The sequence below is a fragment of the Mesorhizobium norvegicum genome, from assembly GCF_004919685.1.
Taxonomy (GTDB): Bacteria; Pseudomonadota; Alphaproteobacteria; order Rhizobiales; family Rhizobiaceae; genus Mesorhizobium; species Mesorhizobium norvegicum.
This window is the reverse complement of the sequence record NZ_SMYZ01000181.1, coordinates 1-2,148: the sequence shown is the minus strand read 5'-3', so window position 1 is coordinate 2,148 and position 2,148 is coordinate 1. Positions and strand designations below refer to the sequence as shown.

Genomic DNA, 2,148 nt, shown 5'->3' with positions numbered 1-2,148 from the left:
AACGGCGCCGGCAAGACGACGCTGATGAATGTGCTGTTCGGCGCCTATGCGCCGGACGCGGGCGAGATCCTCATCCAGGGCAAGCCGGTGCGGATCACCAGTTCCGCCGATGCGCTGGCCGCCGGCATCGGCATGGTGCACCAGCACTTTCACCTCGCACCGAGGCTGACGGTGCTGGAAAACCTTTTGATAGGCATTCCCGGCAAGACAGGCCGGATCGATCGCGCCGGTGGACTGGCGCGGCTGGCCGAGATCGGCCGCCAGCATGGCCTCACACTTGACCCGAGCCTTCCGGTCTCGGCGCTGTCGGTCGGCGAGCAGCAGCGGCTCGAAATCGTCAAGGCGCTGTTTCGCGGCGCCAGGCTCTTGATCCTCGACGAGCCGACGGCGGTGCTGGCGCCAAGCGAGGTCGACGGACTGTTTTCGGCGTTGCGATCGATGGCCGCGCAAGGCCTCGGCATCATCTTCATCTCGCACAAGCTCAATGAGGTGCGGGCGCTGACGCATCGCTGCACGGTGCTGCGGCATGGCCGCGTTGCCGGCCGCGTCGATGACCCGGCCAACACGACATCCTCGGAAATGGCAACACTGATGTGCGGCCATGAGATCGTGCCGCCGGCGCGGGGACCGTCGACGCCCGGTGCTGCGGTGCTGACCCTCGACGGCATTTCGACCTCAAAGCATTCGGGCACGCCGCTGCGCGACGTATCGCTTGCCGTGCGCGCCGGCGAAATCCTCGGCATTGCCGGGGTGTCGGGCAATGGCCAACGAGCGTTGGCGGAGGTGATCTCCGGGACACGCGTGCCCGATGCCGGCCAGATGACGATTGCCGGCCAAAACGTCTCACGATTTTCACCGCGCGAGGTGCAGGCGCTCGGTCTTGGCCGCATCCCGGAAGACCGCATGACGACCGGACTGGTCACCAACCTGCCGCTCGCCGACTCTATGGTGCTGCCGCGCATCGGCACCGCCGCTTTCAGCAGCAGGGGCCTTCTCAAGCCGGATGCGATCCGCGCCTTCGCCGAGGAACAGATCAAGGCCTATGATATCAGGTGTCCCGGGCCGATGACCCGCGCGGGCGCGCTGTCCGGCGGCAATCTGCAGAAGGCGCTGCTGGCACGCGAGCTCGCCTTCGACCCGAAGGTGCTTGTTGTCTCGCAGCCGACGCGCGGCCTCGACATCGGCGCTGCCCGCTTCATCCACGAAAAGTTCCTCGACATGCGCGCCAAGGGCTGCGGCATCATCGTCATCGGCGAGGATCTGGAAGAGCTGCTGGTGTTCTGCGACCGCATCGCCGTGATGTATGAGGGCCGCATCGTCGGCACGCTCGACAGCGCCGATGCGACGATCGCGCGGCTTGGGCTGATGATGACTGGGGCGGAGGGTCACAGCTGATGTTTCGCCTGGAAGTCCGCACCTCGACGCCGGCCTGGTTCAATCTGGCTTTGCCGCTGCTGGCGATCGCAGCGACGCTTATCCTGTGCAGCGGCCTCATCGCACTGGCAGGGGCCGGCGTCCTCGAAGCCTATGGCGTGATGTTCACGGCCTCGCTCGGCGACAGCTATGCGATCACCGAAACGATGGTGCGTGCCGCGCCGATGATCTTCACCGGGCTGGCGGTGGCCGTCGCCTTCCGGGCAAAATTCTGGAACATCGGCGCCGAGGGGCAATTGCTGGCTGGCGCGGTGGCCAGCTGCGCCGTCGGCGCCATTCCGATGCCGGGGCCGCTCGCCATGCTGCTGATGGCAGTGGCCGGTGCCGCGGCTGGCGCGGCCGTCGCTCTGATCCCGGCGACGCTGCGGGTGAAATTCAAGGTCGACGACGTCGTCAGCTCGCTGCTGCTCAACTCGGTCATCTACTATGCGCTGATGGCGCTGATCGAAGGACCGTGGAAGGACAGTTTCAGCGGCTATCCGATCTCGCCGCCGATCGAGGATTCGGCCAACTTCCCGGTGCTGCTCGAAGGCACGCGGCTGCATCTCGGCGTTGTCGTGGCGCTGCTGGCGGCGCCATTGATCTGGTTCCTGATCGTGCGCACGACGCTCGGCTTCAGGATAAGGGTCACCGGCGAAAACCCGGAAGCCGCTAGATATGGCGGCATCAACGTCGAACGCGTGCTGATCTCGACGGCGCTGCTGTCCGGTGCGC

At 66.2% G+C, this 2,148-nt stretch carries 2 protein-coding genes; both read left to right on the top strand.

All coding sequences use genetic code 11. The features are described 5' to 3' along the window. Positions 1-1,395, top strand: a 1,395-nt coding sequence (locus FCU66_RS40460) for an ABC transporter ATP-binding protein (RefSeq protein ID WP_136625520.1), incomplete at its 5' end; no start/stop codon positions are given. Then, positions 1,395-2,148: ABC transporter permease (locus FCU66_RS40455; RefSeq protein ID WP_136625519.1), on the top strand; the 754-nt coding region annotated here is incomplete at its 3' end. The genes FCU66_RS40460 and FCU66_RS40455, both read left to right, overlap by 1 nt.